Here is a 14,633-nt window from a genome sequence, read left to right as displayed (position 1 = left end):
CGCGGTTCGCGCAGTCCGACCAGATTTCAAGGCAGGCATGGAAACGCCCCCTCCCCAGACCGAGTCCACCGTCCCCACCGAGGCGGACATCGCCGCGTTCCAGCAGCAGCTGGGGCGCCCGCCGCGCGGGCTGCGCGCCATCGCGCACCGCTGCCCCTGCGGCAACCCGGACGTGGTCGAGACGCAGCCCCGGCTGGAGGACGGTACGCCGTTCCCGACGACGTACTACCTGACCTGCCCGCGCGCCGCGTCCGCGATCGGCACGCTGGAGGCGAACGGGGTCATGAAGGAGATGACCGAGCGCCTGGGCACCGACCCGGAGCTGGCGGCGGCCTACCGGGCGGCGCACGAGGACTACATCGCGCGGCGGGACGCCATCGAGGTCCTGGAGGGCTTCCCGAGCGCCGGCGGCATGCCGGACCGGGTCAAGTGCCTCCATGTGCTCGTGGGGCACTCGCTGGCGGCCGGGCCCGGCGTGAACCCGCTGGGCGACGAGGCGATCGCGATGCTGCCGGAGTGGTGGCGCAAGGGGCCGTGCGTCACGCCGTGCGCGGACGAGGGCGGGGAGGCGTCGGCATGACGCGCGTGGCCGCCGTCGACTGCGGCACCAACTCGATCCGGCTGCTGGTCGCGGACGCCGATCCGGCGACCGGGGAGCTGGTCGAGTACGCCCGGCTGATGGAGATCGTCCGGCTGGGCCAGGGCGTCGACCGCACCGGCCGGCTCGCCCCGGAGGCGCTGGAGCGTACGTTCGCCGCCTGCCGGCGGTACGCCGAGGTGATCGGGGAGCACGGCGCCGAGAAGGTCCGCTTCGTCGCCACCTCCGCCTCGCGGGACGCGGAGAACCGGGACGACTTCGTACGCGGGGTGCTGGACATCCTGGGCGTCGAGCCCGAGGTGATCAGCGGCGACCAGGAGGCCGCGTTCTCCTTCGACGGGGCGACCAAGGAGCTGACGGGCCGCGACGACCTGGCCAAGCCGTACCTGGTCGTGGACATCGGCGGCGGCTCCACGGAGTTCGTGGTGGGCGACGACCGGGTACGGGCCGCCCGCTCCGTGGACATCGGCTGCGTCCGGATGACCGAACGCCACCTCATGCGCGACGGCGCCGTCGAGGACCCGCTCTCGCCCGAATCCGCCGCGGCGATCCGCGCGGACGTGGCCGCCGCCCTCGACCTGGCGGCGGAGACCGTCCCGCTCACCTCCGCGGCGACCCTGGTCGGTCTCGCCGGCACGGTCACCACGGTGGCGGCGATCGCGCTGGGCCTGGAGGAGTACGACTCCGAGGCGATCCACCACTCCCGTGTCCCCCTGGACCGGGTCCGCGAGATCACCGCCCGCCTCCTGGCGTCCACCCACGCGGAACGCGCGGCGATCGGCGCCATGCACCCGGGCCGGGTCGACGTCATCACCTCCGGAGCCCTGATCCTCCAGTCGGTGATGGAACGAACGGGCGCCCGGGAAATCGTCGTGAGCGAACACGACATTCTTGACGGAATCGCCTGGTCCCTGGCCTGACCGACCGGCCCCGCCGGGCGCTCATGCGTCCTTCCGGCCGCCCCTTTGAGTGGGCGGGATGTGCCTGGTGGGGCGGCTTTCGGGCCGCCCCGCGACCAACTTCGTGAACTTCTTCACAAGAGATTGGCCACCCCGGTCCGGACTTCTGCCCCGGATGGGGTGAGCGGGGTCACTCGGGGGGCGGAACGGGGGGTTCCGGGAGTGAAGGCCGGGGTGGGGTCCGGTCCGGGGGTGGCCGGGGTCGCGGGGCCCAGGGCCAGCTCACAGGCGGTGAACAACGTTCACCGGAGGGGTGGGGTTCCCGGCGCGGCTCATGACCTGGGTCACGCGGGCGGCGAACTATAGCAGAGGGTGGCCACATCCTTGTGAAGGGGCTCACGAGCATGCCCTCCGAGGGGGGTGGATACTCGATGGCATGAGCACCACGGAGCGTCCCAGGATCCTCGTAGTAGGCGGTGGGTACGTAGGCCTGTACGCAGCTCGGCGCATCCTCAAGAAGATGCGCTACGGCGAGGCGACCGTCACGGTCGTCGACCCCCGGTCGTACATGACCTACCAGCCCTTCCTCCCCGAAGCTGCTGCCGGCAGCATCTCGCCTCGGCATGTCGTCGTCCCGCTGCGACGCGTCCTGCCCAAGGCCGAGGTCCTCACCGGCCGCGTCACCACCATCGACCAGGACCGCAAGGTCGCCACGGTCGCGCCGCTGGTCGGCGAGTCCTACGAGCTGCCCTTCGACTACCTCGTCATCGCGCTCGGCGCGGTCTCCCGCACCTTCCCGATCCCCGGCCTCGCCGAACAGGGCATCGGCATGAAGGGCATCGAGGAGGCCATCGGCCTGCGCAACCACGTCCTGGAGCAGCTGGACAAGGCCGACTCCACGACCGACGAGGACGTCCGCCGCAAGGCCCTCACCTTCGTCTTCGTGGGCGGCGGGTTCGCCGGCGCGGAGACCATCGGCGAGGTCGAGGACATGGCCCGCGACGCGGCCAAGTACTACACCAACGTGAAGCGCGAGGACATGCGCTTCATCCTCGTCGACGCCGCCGACAAGATCCTCCCCGAGGTCGGCCCGAAGCTCGGCACCTGGGGCCGCGAGCACCTGGAGTCCCGCGGTGTCGAGGTCTTCCTCTCGACCTCCATGGACTCCTGCGTCGACGGCCACGTCGTGCTGAAGAACGGCCTTGAGGTCGACTCCAACACCATCGTGTGGACGGCCGGCGTCAAGCCGAACCCGGCCCTGGCCCGCTTCGGTCTGCCGCTCGGCCCCCGCGGCCACGTGGACACCTCCGAGAAGCTCCAGGTGCAGGGCACCGACTACATCTGGGCCGCCGGCGACAACGCCCAGATCCCGGACGTCGTCGGCCGCAAGGCCGGCAACCCCAACGCCTGGTGCCCGCCCAACGCCCAGCACGCGCTGCGCCAGGCCAAGGTCCTCGGCGACAACGTCATCTCCGGGATGCGCGGCTTCCCGCAGGCCGAGTACAGCCACGCCAACAAGGGCGCGGTCGCGGGCCTGGGGCTGCACAAGGGTGTGGCGATGATCGTCATGGGCAAGATGAAGATCAAGCTCAAGGGCCGTCTCGCCTGGTACATGCACCGCGGCTACCACGGTCTGGCCATGCCGACCTGGAACCGTAAGATCCGGATCTTCGCCGACTGGACCCTGGCGATGTTCCTCAAGCGCGAGGTCGTCTCGCTCGGCGCCATGGAGACGCCGCGCGAGGAGTTCTACGAGGCTGCCAAGCCGGCCCCCGCGCCGGCCGCCGCCAAGCCGGTGGGCGAGAAGGCCAAGGCCTCCTGACCCACGCCGGGTCCGCCCGGCAGCGGCAAGACGCACAACGCCCGAAGGGGCCGTCCGCCATCCGTGGTGCGGACGGCCCCTTCGGCGTATCCGGCGACGACCGGCACCGTACGGCGCACGGGGGCGCGCGACCCGCACCCGCGCAGGATGCGTGCGCCCTGCATGCTCTTTGCCGTTCCCTTGCCCGGTAGCGGGATGGCCCGGCCGCCGGAGACTGTTGTGAGGGATGTACCACGCCGGGACGCCGCGGGCGCCGGGCGTGGTCGAGGACATGTGTGGGCATGTTCGGGCACGTCGGGAAACACCGTCACGGAGGTGTGCGCCATGGCAGACGCCGCATTGCGGCTGACCGCTCTCGCCCAGGAGTTGCTGGGACAACCCCTACCGGTCCGCGTCCGGGCCTGGGACGGCAGCGAGGCCGGACCGCCCGGCGCCCCCGTCCTCGTCGTCAAGCACCGCCGCGCCCTGCGCCGGCTGCTGTGGAAACCGGGCGAACTCGGCCTCGCCCGCGCCTGGGTGGCCGGCGAACTCGACATCGACGGCGACCTGTACGAGGCCCTGGACCTGATGGCCGGGCTCCTCTGGGAGCGCGGCGACGGCGCGAACGCGAAGGGGGGCCTCGGAGCGGTACGCGACCCACGCGTGCGGGCCGCCGCCGGGGAGTTCCTGAAACTGGCCGGCCCCGGGCTCCCGCCCGCCCCGCCCCCCGAAGAGGTGCGCGGCCGCAGCGGCACCCGGCACACCAAGCGCCGCGACAAGCAGGCCATCAGCCACCACTACGACGTGGGCAACGACTTCTACGCCCTGGTCCTCGGGCCCTCCATGGTCTACTCCTGCGCCTACTGGGAGGACGCCGGAACGCTGGAGGGGGCCCAGCGCGACAAGCTCGACCTGGTCTGCCGCAAGCTCGCGCTCAAGAAGGGCGACCGCCTGCTCGACGTCGGCTGTGGCTGGGGCTCCATGGCCATCCACGCCGCCCGCGAGTACGGCGCCCGCGTCACCGGCGTGACCCTCTCCGCCGAACAGGCCGCCTACGCCAGGAAGCGTATCGCCGACGAGGGCCTCGCCGACCTGATCGACATCCGCGTCCAGGACTACCGGGACGTCCGCGACGGGCCCTACGACGCGATCTCCTCCATCGGCATGGCCGAGCACGTCGGCTCCGCCCGCTACCGCGAGTACGCCGACGACCTCTACGCCCTCCTCAAGCCCGGCGGGCGCCTGCTCAACCACCAGATCGGCCGCCGCCCGGAGCGGGACGAGTCCGCCTACGAGATCGACGCCTTCATCGACGCCTACGTCTTCCCGGACGGGGAACTGGCCCCGGTCGGCCGGACCCTGTCCATCCTGGAGGACGCCGGCTTCGAGGCCAGGGACGTCGAGGCGCTGCGCGAGCACTACGCGCTGACGCTGCGGCAGTGGGTCACCAACCTGGAGCGCGACTGGGCGCGCGCCGTGCGGCTGGTCTCGCCCGGCCGGGCCAGGGTCTGGCGGCTGTACATGGCCGCCTCCGCGCTCTCCTTCGAACGCAACCGGATCGGCGTCAACCAGATCCTGGCGGTGCGCCCCGAGGAGGACGGCGCCTCGCGGATGCCACTGCGCGCCCGCGTCTGGCGGGCCGACGCGACGGCCTGAGCGCCGTAACGGCGACGGAACGGGGCCGGTGTCCGCGGGCAGCGGACACCGGCCCCGTGCGTCGTACGGGTACGCCTACTCGGTCTTGATGGCCGTCAGCATGTTGAGCCTGGCGGCGCTGCGGGCCGGCCACAGGGCGGCCAGTACGCCCACCGCACCGGCCAGCAGCAGGAACAGCGCGATCCGGTCCCACGGGACGACCAGGACGTACTGCGGGATGCTCGCGGACACGGTCCGGCCGATCGCCCAGCCGAGGAACAGCCCGAGCCCGATGCCGACCACCGCGCCGAACAGCGAGATGACGACCGCCTCCAGCCGGATCATCCGCTTGACGCGGCGCCGGTCCAGGCCGATGGCCCGCAGCATGCCGATCTCCTGCTGGCGCTCGAACACCGACATGGCCAGGGTGTTGACGACCCCGAGCACCGCGATGATCAGGGCCATGCCGAGCAGCCCGTACATGATGTTCATGATGAGGTTGACGCTGCCGCCGAACATGTCCCGGATGTCCTGGCGGTCCATGACGCTCATGCCCGGGTTGCCGCCCAGCGCGTCCACCAGGGCCTGTTCGTTGGCCGCGCTCGCGCCGCCCTCCGTCTTGACCCAGATCTCCCGGATGTCGCCCTTGGGCTCGTGCGGAGCGATGACGGAGCGGGGGACGAGGACCGGCGAGAGGAACTCGTTGTCCGTGTAGAGGGCGCCGATCCTGAGCGTGCCCTTCTTCTTGTCGTGGAAGGTGACCCGGACGGTGTCACCGGGCTTCCAGCCCCGCGACTTCGCGGTCTTCTCCGCGACGGCGATCTCGCCCTTCTCCAGCGAGTCGAGCGAACCGGCGACGGTGTCGACGGCGAGGACCTGCTGCACGTCGCCCGGCGTGACCCCGGACGCCGAGACGCCGCTGTCGCCGACCGTCAGCCAGACGTTCTGCTGGGGCGAGACGGCGGTGACGCCCTTCGCCTTCTCCAGCGCGGTCAGCGCGGACTCGTCGAGCGGGTCGCCGCCGGCCATCGAGACCATGTAGTCGGCCTTGATGTTGTCCGTGGTCAGCTTGTCGACCGCGTGGCCGAGGGTGACCCCGAGCACCGAGATGCCGGTGACCAGGGTGAGGCCGATCGCCAGCGCGGAGGCGGTGGCACCGGTGCGCCGGGGGTTGCGGACCGCGTTCTGCGCGGCGAGCTTGCCGGACACCCCGAACAGCCGCATCAGCAGCGGGCGCACCAGGGCGATCACCGGGCGGGACAGCAGCGGGATCAGGATGATGATGCCGATCAGCGCCAGGAACGTGCCGCCCCCGACGAGCAGCCGGCCGGAGGTCCCGCCCGTGGCCGCGCCGCCGAGGATGCCGGCGGCGCCCAGCAGCGTGATGATGCCGCCGATGGTGTTGCGCACGACCAGGGACCTGACCGTGGCCACCGCGGTCGCGCTGTTCATCGCGGCGACCGGGGGGATCTTCGCGGCCCGGCGGGCGGGCAGCCAGGCGGCCAGCACGGTGATCAGGACACCGACCGTGAAGGCGGCGGCGAAGGTGAGCGGGGCGACGACCAGCGGACCGGCCGGGATCTTGCCGCCCAGCAGACCCATGGCCGAGCGCAGCCCGACGGCGAGCCCGAGGCCGAGCGCGAAGCCGATCACGGAGGCGCTGAGGCCGACCACGGCGGCTTCCAGGAGCACCGAGCGCTTGACCTGGCGGCGGGAGGCGCCGACGGCGCGCAGCAGGGCCAGCTCCTTGGTGCGCTGGGCGACCAGCATGGTGAAGGTGTTGGCGATCAGGAAGACGCCGACGAACAGGGCGACGCCCGCGAAGGAGAGCAGCACCCAGTTGATCCCGTTGAGCTGCTTCTCGATGTCCTTCGCCTGCTCGTCCGCGCGGGCCGTGCCCGTCTTGGCGTCGGCGCCCTCGGGCAGCAGCGGCTTCACGGCCGCCAGCAGCTTCTCGTCGGAGGCGCCGGGCGCGGCGGCGACGGAGACGTCCTTGAACTCGCCGGGGCGCAGGAACAGCTTCTGGGCGACGGGTGTGTCGAAGAGGACCAGGCTGCCGCCGGCGTTGACCGCGCCGTCCTCGGTGGTGAAGATCCCGGTCAGGGTGTATTCCTTCACCGGCCCGTTGGTGGCGACGCGCACGGTGTCGCCGACCTCGTACTCGCCCTTCCGCGCGGTGTCCTTGTCCAGCGCGACCCCGCCGGGCTCCACGGGGCCCTTGCCCGAGGTGAAGTCGTACGCGGGGTCCCGGCCGTCCTCGCCGGGGGCGAAGTTGGCGCCGGCGTTGGACCAGCCGTTGCCGATGAGCTTGCCGTCGGGGTCGGCGACCCCGGCGAAGCCGTCCACCCGGCCGGTCGCGGAGGCGACGCCGTCCAGGGCCCGGATCTTCTCCAGGGTGGCTTCGTCGACGGCGCGGTCGTCGTTGTCGCGCTGGTCGGCGTAGGTGGTGACGGCGACGGCGATGCCGTCGTAGCTCTTGGCCGACTGGTTGCGGAAGGCGTTGCCGAGGGTGTCGGTGAAGACCAGGGTGCCGGAGACGAAGGCCACGCCGAGGGTCACGGCGAGGATCGTCATCAGCAGTCTGGCCTTGTGCGCGAGCACATTGCGCAGGGCGGTTCGGAACATGTCTGTCAGTCCTGTGAGGAAGGTGGGCCGAAGGGGGCGGTACGGAGCGCGGGCGGGGTCCGGCTCAGCTGGTGCGGCCCTTGGCGTCGAATGCCTTCATCCGGTCGAGCACCCCGTCGGCGGTGGGGCGGATCATCTGGTCCACGATCGACCCGTCCGCCAGGAAGATGACCCGGTCCGCGTAGGAGGCGGCGACCGGGTCGTGCGTCACCATCACCACGGTCTGGCCCAGTTCGCGCACGGAGTTGCGGAGGAAGCCGAGGACCTCGGCGCCGGAGCGCGAGTCGAGGTTGCCGGTGGGCTCGTCCCCGAAGATGATCTCGGGCCGGGAGGCCAGCGCTCGGGCCACCGCCACGCGCTGCTGCTGGCCGCCGGAGAGTTCGGTGGGGCGGTGCCCGAGCCGGTCGGAGAGGCCCACCATCTCGATGACCCGGCCCAGCCACTCCTGGTCGGGCTTGCGGCCGGCGATGTCCATCGGGAGCGTGATGTTCTCCAGGGCGGTCAGCGTCGGCAGCAGGTTGAACGCCTGGAAGATGAAGCCGATCTTGTCCCGGCGGAGCTGGGTGAGCTGCTTGTCCTTGAGGGAGCCGAGCTCCGTCTCGCCGATGCGCACCGAACCGCCGCTGAAGCTGTCCAGACCGGCCACACAGTGCATCAGCGTGGACTTGCCGGAGCCGGACGGGCCCATGATCGCGGTGAACTCGCCCTGCGGGAAGTCCACGGTGACCCGGTCGAGGGCGGTCACGCGTGTCTCGCCCTCGCCGTAGACCTTCGACAGTTCCGTGGCGCGGGCGGCCACCGCGGTGGCGCGGTGAGCGGTGGACATGGTGGTCACGGCAGACTCCAGGGTGGGTGGATGCGTACGGGACGGGACCGGCCCGGGGCCCGCCGCGAGGGCGTGGCTTCCGGGTCGGGGGTACCGCTCCATCGTCTCCGCCGGACGGCCGCGGGGCGTCAATCCCCGTGCCCGTTCCCGGGGCCCTCTCGAGTCGCACCATCACCCCCTCGGCATCCTCCTCGGGTATGACATCCGCCTCCGTGCGGCCTAGGGGAAACGGCCGTCCGCCCCCGTGACACGCCCGGTCCCGCGCCGCGTGGACGACCGTGCCGAGCTCTAGAATCAGCCACCGGGTGGCGCACCCCTGGCGATCGGTGGCGCGCCCCTGGCGAATCGGCTGTGTCCGTGCGGCGACTTTCCGTCAATTCGACTGGGACTCCGGTACTGCCGCTGTACTGCCGCCCCTTCGCCCGGGCATGTGGGTATGCCTTCCACATGGGCTGACGGGGACTCAAGAGATCGATAAATAAGACAACATCGAGCCACTGTTCGGCTGATCGCGCCGAGCCCCCCGGATAGGGTCATGTGCCAACGCGGAGCCGCGCGCCAAGGCCCGGATGGTGGAATGCAGACACGGCGAGCTTAAACCTCGCTGCCCCTCGGGGGCGTACCGGTTCGAGTCCGGTTCCGGGCACCATCGCGCGCCTGCGGGCAACCGAAGCCAAGACCCCCACACCCCCGCACCGCACCCGCCAGAATATCCGCAACCACCCCCACCCCACCCCCGTCGCCCCCGGCGTTGTCAGTGTCCCGTGCTGTGATGGCCCCCAACACCGGCGGTGATGAGGCGAGGGGTGGACCGTGGGGACCTGGGGTGTGGGGAACTTCGACAGTGATACGGCGGCGGACCATCTCTCCGCGCTGGTGGAGCGCCTCGTCGGCGAGGTGGCCGGGGCGATGGCCGGTGATCCGGTGGGGATCGAGCCGGACGAGTACGACGGCGTGGCCGTCCCCTGCAACGTGGAACTGCTCCTCCTGCTGCGCGAGCGCGGCTGGGTCGGTGTGACCCTGCCGGCGCCGGAGGTGATCCGGGGGTGGCGGGACGCGTACCTCGCGGTGTGGGAGCGCACCATCGACGACCTGGGGCCGGTGGAGGGGTTCAAGGAGGAGCGGCGGGCGGTTCTGACCGCGACCTTCGACCGGCTGGCGGATGCCGCCGGGTGAGGAGCCCGCGGTGGAAAGATCCTCCTTCGGTACTGGACCGATTGCTTTGCCTACCCATTACTCTTGTGGGAAGGCCACGCTGGGTGGCCATGGAGGAGTGAGATGAGGAGCAGCAACCCGGTCTTCTCGCGACGGGGCTTCAGCCGCGACAACGGTTACGCGGGCTTCAACGCGGCGCCGCAGGCCGGGGCCCCCGCAGCGGGTGCCAACCCGTACGCGCAGGGCACCGCCCCGAACCCGTACGCGACGAACCCGTACGCCGCCACGGGCGCCCCCGCGCCCGCCCGCACCGGCGCGATGTCCATCGACGACGTCGTCACGCGCACGGCGATGACGCTGGGCACGGTCGTGCTCGGGGCCGCGCTCGCCTGGGCGCTGCTGCCGGTCGACAAGGACAACCTCGGCACGTCGTACGGCATCGCCATCGGCGCCGCGATCATCGCGTTCGTGCTGTCGCTCGTCCAGTCCTTCAAGCGCAAGCCCGTCCCGGCGCTGATCCTGGCGTACGCCGCCTTCGAGGGCGTGTTCCTCGGCGTCATCTCCAGCGCGGTCAGCACCCACATCGGGCCCGGCGTCGTGATGCAGGCGGTGATGGGCACCATGTGTGTCTTCGCCGGTGTGCTGCTCGCGTACAAGATGCGCTGGATTCGGGTCACCCGCCGCTTCTACGGCTTCGTGATGGCCGCCGCCATGGGCTTCATGCTCCTGATGGTCGTCAACCTGCTGTTCGCCGCCTTCGGTGGCGGTGACGGCCTCGGCTTCCGCAGCGGTGGCCTCGGCATCCTGTTCGGCGTCATCGGCATCATCCTCGGCGCCTGCTTCCTCGCGCTCGACTTCAAGCAGGTCGAGGACGGCATCGCGTACGGCGCTCCGCGCGAGGAGTCCTGGCTGGCCGCCTTCGGCCTGACCATGACCCTGGTCTGGATCTACCTGGAGATGCTGCGCCTGCTCTCCATCCTCAGCGGCGACGACTGACCGTCCCCGCGCCCGGCGCGCACCGAGCGGCCCGCCGCCTCCCTCCCGGAGGCGGCGGGCCGCTTCTTCGTGTGCTCCCGTGTTGCGGATCGGGGTGCGGGATAGGGTCGCGGGGTGCTCGATACGACTCCTCTGATCATCGCCGTGGACCGATTCGCCGACCGGCTGCGCGCCGCCCCGCAGAGCCGGCTCCAGCGGGGTGCGGCGGCCGCGGGGCTCGCCACCGCGCGCGAGCTGTCGGTACGGGCCCAGCGGGCGCAGGAGCCCGGCCGGGAGCCGCGGATCATGCCGGACGCCGGGGTCTTCGCGGTCGGCGACCAGCTCGCCGTCGCCGGGCGGGACCTGGCCGTGGCACTGGAAACGGCCCCGTCCACGGAGCTGGACGAGGCCGTGCGATACGTCGACGAGGCGGCCGCGCGGGCCTTCGGACAGGGCCTCGCGTAGGGACGCCCGGGACCGGACCGGACCGGGGGTAGGGGCGGGGCGGGTCGGGGGAGCGGGGCTCAGAAGCTCGCTATGACGCGGTCGGCGAGTATGTACACGTTCTCCTTGCCGCAGGAGAACGTCAGCGCGTACGCGCCGGAGACGCCGGAGCCGCCCAGCAGCACCGGGTGCTCGCCGGCCCGCAGCGATTCGGCCAGGCGCTCCGCGGTCTCGCGGTGGCCGGGGGTCATGCACAGCGTGGTGCCGTCGGCGAACACGTACACGTCGAGCGTGCCGAGCGGGCCGGGGCGCACGTCGGACAGCTCGGTACGGCTGTCCGCCAGCTCCTCCAGGCGGTTCACGGTGCGCTCGTGGTCGGTGACGACGGGCGTCTGGACCGGCACGAAGTCGGGGTGCGAGGGGTGGCGGCGGCGGGCCGCGGCCAGCTCGGGGGAGTCCTCGGGGAACTCGGCCGCCTCGTTCAGGCCGACCGTCTCGGTCAGCTCGTCCACGGCCTCCACCGCTTCGAGGTCCATGGCGTCGAGACCGGCGAAGTCGCTCTGGCGCGGCATGAAGAACGGGGCGTCCTCACCGAGGCCGGCCAGCCCGCCGAGCAGCGAGGGGGCGTCGGCCGCGTCCCGCGCCTCCTGCGAGGCCCAGAACGCGCGGGCCTCGGCCAGCTCGCGCTCCCGCTCCTCGGCGAGTGCCTCCGCGACCGCGGCGCGTATTTCTTCGGCGGAGGTGGTGTCGTGACGGGTCTGAGGGGGTACGGCGGCTGTAACGGCGCGGTTCTCGGCCAGCTCCTTGCGGAGGGCGGACACCTGCCTGCGCAGCCCGTGAGCAGCGTGCAGAGCGGCGGCGCCCACGGCCGTGGCGGCGGCGGTGGTCAGCAACAGGGCAATAGGCATGGCGCTCACTGACATACTCCCGGTTTCAATCGATCCCCCGAGCTTCCTACATCAGCTTGTCCCCCAACGGCACCGGCTGTCAGTGCATTACGTCACGAAATGGACAGGTCTTTAGGCCCGGTGTAACCCTCGATCACCAGTGTGACCTGCGGAAACGACTCTCCCCCAGGAGATACATCACATCCTGGGGGAGATTCGGTCACGGTCGGGGCTCGGTGGCCGGTGAGGGCCGGAAACCCGCCCTGATCAGCTCAGACGCTCGATCACCATGGCCATGCCCTGGCCGCCGCCGACGCACATGGTCTCCAGGCCGAACTGCTTGTCGTGGAACTGGAGGCTGTTGATCAGCGTGCCGGTGATCCGGGCGCCGGTCATGCCGAAGGGGTGGCCGACGGCGATGGCGCCGCCGTTGACGTTGACCTTCTCCAGCGGCAGCCCGAGGTCCCGGTAGGAGGGGATGACCTGGGCGGCGAACGCCTCGTTGATCTCGGCGAGGTCGATGTCGCCGATGGTCAGCCCGGCCCGCCGGAGCGCCTGCCTGCTCGCCTCGACGGGGCCGTAGCCCATGATCTCGGGAGAGAGGCCGGAGACGCCGGTGGACACGATCCGGGCCAGCGGGGTGAGGCCCAGCTCGCGCGCCTTGGTGTCGGACATGATCACCAGCGCGGCGGCGCCGTCGTTGAGCGGGCAGCAGTTGCCGGCCGTGACCAGGCCGTCCGGGCGGAAGACCGGCTTCAGCCCCTGGACGCCCTCCAGCGTGACGCCCGCGCGCGGGCCGTCGTCCTTGGCCACGACGGTGCCGTCCGGCGTGGTCACCGGGGTGATCTCGCGCTCCCAGAACCCGTTCTTCAGGGCCTCCTCGGCGAGGTTCTGCGACCGTACGCCGAACTCGTCCATGTCCTGGCGGGTGATGCCCTTGAGCCGGGCCAGGTTCTCCGCGGTCTGGCCCATCGCGATGTAGGCGTCCGGGACGAGGCCGTCCTCGCGCGGGTCGTGCCAGCCCGCGCCGGACTCCTCGGCGCGGGCGGCGGTACGGGCCTCCGCCTCCGCGAAGAGCGGGTTGTGCGTGTCCGGCAGGCTGTCCGAGTTGCCCTTGGTGAAGCGGGAGACCATCTCCACACCGGCCGAGATGAAGACGTCGCCCTCGCCGGCCTTGATGGCGTGCAGGGCCATGCGGCTCGTCTGGAGGGACGAGGAGCAGTAGCGGGTCACCGTGCAGCCGGGGAGGTGGTCCATCCCCATCCGCACGGCGATGATCCGGCCCAGGTTGTTGCCCTGCTCGCCGCCGGGCAGCCCGCAGCCGAGCATCAGGTCGTCGATGTCCTTCGGGTCCAGCTCGGGGACCTTGGCCAGCGCCGTTTCGATGATGGTGGCGGTCAGGTCGTCCGCGCGCAGGTCCTTCAGCGAACCCTTGAAGGCCCGGCCGATGGGCGAGCGGGCGGCAGAGACGATCACGGCTTCGGGCATCACGCGGCTCCATGAGGGCTGGACGGCTGTCTGGCACGACTGCTCTGGAAATTACCCGCACGTAGCGCGCGGGTCACCCGACGCGGCGTGTGATGAGGGCCTCTTTTCTAAGCGAGCGCTCAGTCACGGGCTCCCGGCCGCCCCGCACACCGCCTCGCCGCGACCGTCCGGCCGCCCCGCTCACCGTCTCGGCTCCCCGCTGCGGTGGTCCATCCGGGTCGCGCCGCCGTCCTCCGCGCCCGCGCCCGCCTCCGCCTCCGGGTGCGGCTCCGTGGCGTCGGGCAGGCGCCGCCGCCTGCGGTGCTTGAGCAGGGCCCAGGGCGCGCGGGCCCCCGTGACCTCCGTACCGGCCTCCTTGGCCGCCTGGGAGGCCGCCTTGGCCACCGGCAGCATGTTCTCGCGCCGCGCGCCGTCCAGCCGGTCCGACTCGGGCCACAGGCCCAGCGCCGCGCACAGCGTCGGCAGCACGGCCATGGCGGCGGTGGCGTAGCCCTCGGCGGAGGGGTGGTAGTTGTCCGGGCCGAACAGCTCCCGGGGGTTCTCCGCGAACTCCGGGCCCAGCAGGTCGCCCAGCGACACCGTGCGCCCGCCCTGCTCCACCGCGCCGATCGTCTGCGCCGCCGCGAGCTGCCGGCTCACCCGCCGGGCCAGCCAGCGCAGCGGCTGGTACACCGGCTCGATCGTGCCCAGGTCCGGACAGGTGCCCACGACGACCTCGGCCCCGGCCGTCCGCAGCCGGCGCACCGCCGTCGTCAGACAGCGCACCGACTGGGTCGCGGGCATCCGGTGCGTCACATCGTTGGCCCCGATCATGATCACGCACACGTCCGGCGTCCGGGACGGGTCCGCGAGCAGCAGCGAAACCTGCCGCTCCAGATCGTCCGACCGGGCCCCGGGCAGCGCCACGTTGCGCAGGTCCACCGGCCGCTCCGACACCGCGGCGAGCCCGGAGGCCAGCAGCGCACCCGGTGTCTGCCCGGCCCGCCGCACCCCCTGTCCGGCCGCCGTGGAGTCGCCGAGCAGCCCGAGCCGCAACGGCTCCGCCGGGCCCGCGAACGCCACCCCGTACCGTCCGTCCGCGCTCGGCGGCACCGGGGCGATACCGCCGCCCACCTGCCGCTTCGCCAGCTGGACCTCCGCCAGCAGGACCCCGACCGCCGCGGCCCCCAGCAGCCCGATGCTGCCACCGCCGTAGGCCGCGCCCGCCGCGATCCGCCGTGCCACCCTTGCCGTCGACACAGTCCGGTCCACCTCCTCGTCGCACGTACCGCCGTAGAGCCGTACACACAGCTACCTGCCC

12 protein-coding genes and 1 tRNA gene are annotated in these 14,633 nt (G+C 71.8%); 8 read left to right on the top strand and 5 right to left on the bottom strand.

The genetic code is table 11. The features are described 5' to 3' along the window. The first annotated feature begins 37 nt into the window (after positions 1-37). From OG710_RS10670 to OG710_RS10655, 4 genes are all read left to right on the top strand, one after another. A complete protein-coding gene (locus OG710_RS10670) occupies positions 38-580 on the top strand; it encodes a DUF501 domain-containing protein (RefSeq protein ID WP_330239111.1) in 543 nt (180 codons plus the stop codon). Then, positions 577-1,518, top strand: a complete 942-nt coding sequence (locus tag OG710_RS10665; protein WP_330239110.1) for a Ppx/GppA phosphatase family protein — start codon at positions 577-579, stop codon at positions 1,516-1,518. The genes OG710_RS10670 and OG710_RS10665 overlap by 4 nt, the downstream gene beginning before the upstream one ends. Before the next feature lie 415 nt (positions 1,519-1,933). Continuing rightward, positions 1,934-3,319, top strand: coding sequence for an NAD(P)/FAD-dependent oxidoreductase (locus OG710_RS10660; protein WP_330239109.1), 1,386 nt, complete (start codon positions 1,934-1,936; stop codon positions 3,317-3,319). A gap of 324 nt (positions 3,320-3,643) precedes the next feature. Continuing rightward, on the top strand, positions 3,644-4,954 hold the full coding sequence (locus tag OG710_RS10655; RefSeq protein WP_330239108.1) for a cyclopropane-fatty-acyl-phospholipid synthase family protein: 1,311 nt from the start codon (positions 3,644-3,646) through the stop codon (positions 4,952-4,954). A gap of 75 nt (positions 4,955-5,029) precedes the next feature. On the opposite strand, the gene OG710_RS10650 is transcribed toward OG710_RS10655, so the two are convergent. Together OG710_RS10650 and OG710_RS10645 are read right to left on the bottom strand one after the other, a co-directional pair. Further along, positions 5,030-7,558, bottom strand: a complete 2,529-nt coding sequence (locus OG710_RS10650; protein WP_330239107.1) for an ABC transporter permease — start codon at positions 7,556-7,558, stop codon at positions 5,030-5,032. Between the two features lie 64 nt (positions 7,559-7,622). Beyond that, on the bottom strand, positions 7,623-8,393 hold the full coding sequence (locus tag OG710_RS10645; RefSeq protein ID WP_111330776.1) for an ABC transporter ATP-binding protein: 771 nt from the start codon (positions 8,391-8,393) through the stop codon (positions 7,623-7,625). Positions 8,394-8,947: 554 nt separating this feature from the next. On the opposite strand from OG710_RS10645, the gene OG710_RS10640 reads away from it, so the two are divergent. The 4 genes from OG710_RS10640 to OG710_RS10625 all read left to right on the top strand — a co-directional run bounded on the left by OG710_RS10640 (position 8,948) and on the right by OG710_RS10625 (position 10,979). Then, positions 8,948-9,033: transfer RNA gene (locus OG710_RS10640), tRNA-Leu, on the top strand. Between the two features lie 164 nt (positions 9,034-9,197). Beyond that, positions 9,198-9,560: a DUF4259 domain-containing protein gene (locus tag OG710_RS10635; RefSeq protein ID WP_330239106.1), complete on the top strand. Its 363-nt coding sequence runs from the start codon at positions 9,198-9,200 to the stop codon at positions 9,558-9,560. A 102-nt stretch (positions 9,561-9,662) separates the two neighbouring features. Then, positions 9,663-10,535, top strand: coding sequence for a Bax inhibitor-1/YccA family protein (locus tag OG710_RS10630; protein ID WP_330239105.1), 873 nt, complete (start codon positions 9,663-9,665; stop codon positions 10,533-10,535). Between the two features lie 114 nt (positions 10,536-10,649). Continuing rightward, positions 10,650-10,979, top strand: coding sequence for a hypothetical protein (locus tag OG710_RS10625; RefSeq protein ID WP_330239104.1), 330 nt, complete (start codon positions 10,650-10,652; stop codon positions 10,977-10,979). Between the two features lie 59 nt (positions 10,980-11,038). On the opposite strand, the gene OG710_RS10620 is transcribed toward OG710_RS10625, so the two are convergent. The 3 genes from OG710_RS10620 to OG710_RS10610 all read right to left on the bottom strand — a co-directional run bounded on the left by OG710_RS10620 (position 11,039) and on the right by OG710_RS10610 (position 14,557). After that, positions 11,039-11,851 (bottom strand): hypothetical protein, encoded by an 813-nt coding sequence (locus OG710_RS10620; protein WP_111330786.1) that lies wholly within the window; start codon positions 11,849-11,851, stop codon positions 11,039-11,041. 261 nt (positions 11,852-12,112) lie between these two features. Beyond that, a complete protein-coding gene (locus OG710_RS10615) occupies positions 12,113-13,333 on the bottom strand; it encodes an acetyl-CoA C-acetyltransferase (protein ID WP_330239103.1) in 1,221 nt (406 codons plus the stop codon). A 180-nt stretch (positions 13,334-13,513) separates the two neighbouring features. Beyond that, the gene (locus OG710_RS10610; protein WP_330242210.1) at positions 13,514-14,557 is read right to left on the bottom strand and encodes an SGNH/GDSL hydrolase family protein; all 1,044 of its coding nucleotides are present in this window, start codon (positions 14,555-14,557) and stop codon (positions 13,514-13,516) included. Positions 14,558-14,633: the final 76 nt, after the last annotated feature.

The organism is Streptomyces sp. NBC_00525, from assembly GCF_036346595.1.
Classification (GTDB): Bacteria; Actinomycetota; Actinomycetes; order Streptomycetales; family Streptomycetaceae; genus Streptomyces.
The sequence above is the reverse complement of the archived record's forward strand: the minus strand, read 5'-3'. Positions and strand labels throughout refer to the sequence as shown.

Excerpts from the sequence above, each read along its gene's own strand:
- OG710_RS10660 (WP_330239109.1), top strand. The coding sequence starts at position 1,934 with ATGAGCACCACGGAGCGTCCCAGGATCCTCGTAGTAGGCGGTGGGTAC.
- OG710_RS10655 (WP_330239108.1), top strand. The coding sequence starts at position 3,644 with ATGGCAGACGCCGCATTGCGGCTGACCGCTCTCGCCCAGGAGTTGCTG.
- OG710_RS10615 (WP_330239103.1), bottom strand. The coding sequence starts at position 13,333 with ATGCCCGAAGCCGTGATCGTCTCTGCCGCCCGCTCGCCCATCGGCCGG.
- OG710_RS10650 (WP_330239107.1), bottom strand. The coding sequence starts at position 7,558 with ATGTTCCGAACCGCCCTGCGCAATGTGCTCGCGCACAAGGCCAGACTG.
- OG710_RS10630 (WP_330239105.1), top strand. The coding sequence starts at position 9,663 with ATGAGGAGCAGCAACCCGGTCTTCTCGCGACGGGGCTTCAGCCGCGAC.
- OG710_RS10665 (WP_330239110.1), top strand. The coding sequence starts at position 577 with ATGACGCGCGTGGCCGCCGTCGACTGCGGCACCAACTCGATCCGGCTG.
- OG710_RS10670 (WP_330239111.1), top strand. The coding sequence starts at position 38 with ATGGAAACGCCCCCTCCCCAGACCGAGTCCACCGTCCCCACCGAGGCG.